Raw genomic sequence first — 1,888 nt, 5'->3', positions numbered from 1 at the left:
CGCGCAGGTGGAGCGCATCGACCATCGGCACCGCCGCGCTGGCGAGCGCGATCATGCCGATCGCGCCCGCGACGATCGCCAGCCGGGTGCGCGTGAACACCTGTGCCGCGCCCTCGCCCGCGCGGCCCGCGAACGCCCAGGCGTGGTCGCTGGCGCTGGGCGGGGCAGGCGGCGGGGCGGGGACGGTGGCGACCAGCCCGGTCGCGTCCGCCCAGCGATCCGACCCGCGTTCGCCCCAGGCCATCGCAATCCCGCCGATCGACAGCGGGACGTATGGCGGGACGATCGCGGTGCCGCCGACCGGGATGGTGGAACCGAGCAGTTCGGCTTCCCCCTCCAGCACGGTCGCCTGCGCCGCGCCGTCGGGGGCGAGCGCCAGGTCGACGGCCATCCCCTTCGTCGCGGGATCGCGCACGACGACGTCGTGCCAGAACTGGTGCCCGATCGACACCGCCCCGCTGTCGGGCAACTGCTTTTCCGTCCCGGCCAGCCGGCCGTTCAGGATGCGCAGCACGGGTTCGGCCACGGTCACCGCATGATACTCCCGTCGGTGCTGAAGCCGGGCTTCGGATTGGCGGGCGGGTTGACCGGCGCCGGCGTGACGCGCGTCGTCGTCGCCACCGTGGTCGGACCGACCCGCGAGCCGAGCGACACCAGCCGCGGGGTCAGCAGGAACAGCCGTTCGGTGCGCGAGCGGCTGCGCTGCTGCACCTTGAACAGGTTGCCGAGCAGCGGAATGTCGCCGAGCAGCGGGATCTTGTACGAACTGTCGGCATCGGCATCGACGGTCATCCCGCCCAGCAGCAGGCTTTCGCCGTCGAGCACCATTGCCTGCGTCGACACGCTGGCGCGTTCGACGATCGGAATGTTCTCGACAAGCGAATCGCGGCTGATCGACCCGTCCTCGATATTGACGAGCATGCGGATGCGCGTCTGGTCCTGATCGCGGAAGACGTGCGGGTTGACGCGCAGCACGGTGCCGGCGGTGACGTTGAACAGGTCGACCTCCTCTCGCCCGGCGACGCGGACGTAGAAGGTGCGGGTGCGGTCGAAGATCGCCTCGACGTTCGACAGCGTCAGCACCTGCGGCCGGCTGACGACGCGCGCGACGCCCTTGGTCTCGAGCGCCTGGATACGGCCCAGGAACTCGCGCTGGCTGCCGATGATCGTGGAGATCGTGCCGCCCTGACCCTGCGGCGTGATCGCCGTCGTGTTGTCGCGGCGCGACAGCGCGGGGTTGCGGGTCAGCAGCGTATCGTTCGACGTGCCGTCGCCGAACAGGAAGCCGAACCCGCCGCTGCCCAGCCGCCAGTTGACGCCCAGCCGGCGCAGCTTGTCGGTGTTGATGTCGATGATCGTCGCCTCGACCTCCACCACCTGCGGTTCGACGTCGAGCGCGCGGATCAGCGAATCATACGCCGCCATGCGTTCGGGCACGTCGCGCACGATCACCGCGTTCAGATACGGGTTCGGCTCGATCCGGACGATGTCCTGCGTCAGCGGCGCGACGATGTCGCCGCCCAGCCCGCCGCCGGTGCTGCCGAACCCGCCATAGCCCAGCACGTCGCCACTATCGGTGGGGTAGAGGCCGGGGACGGGCAGGCCGTTGGCGGGCGTCTGCGCCGCATTGGGCATCACCCCGCCCAGCCCCAGCCCCTTGAGCCGCGGCTGGCTTTGCCGCACCAGCCGCGCGCCCAGCGTCGGCGCACCGCCCGACAGCGCGCTGCCGCCGGGACGCTGGTTGAGCACCAGATTCTGGAGGATCGTCGCCAGTCCGGGCAGCCGCAGCTCGCGCCCGCCAGCGGTGCTGACGGTATCCTCGGCCCGCGCATATTTCAGGTAGAAGACGCGGAATTCGAGCGGCTGGACCGGCGGCGGCGCGCCGAAC

2 protein-coding genes are annotated in these 1,888 nt (G+C 71.0%); both read right to left on the bottom strand.

All coding sequences use genetic code 11. The features are described from left to right. A partial coding sequence (locus AX685_RS10585) for a hypothetical protein (protein ID WP_156445764.1) occupies nucleotides 1–532 on the bottom strand: 532 nt, incomplete at its 3' end. After that, nucleotides 529–1,888 (bottom strand): type III secretion system outer membrane ring subunit SctC (gene sctC / locus AX685_RS10580; RefSeq protein WP_066488381.1); only part of this gene is annotated, 1,360 nt, incomplete at its 5' end. The genes sctC and AX685_RS10585, both read right to left, overlap by 4 nt.

Origin of the sequence: Sphingomonas sp. CCH9-F2 (genome assembly GCF_001556735.1) — a bacterium.
GTDB classification, from domain to species: Bacteria; Pseudomonadota; Alphaproteobacteria; order Sphingomonadales; family Sphingomonadaceae; genus Sphingomonas; species Sphingomonas ginsenosidimutans.
This window is presented reverse-complemented; position numbering and strand designations above follow the sequence as displayed.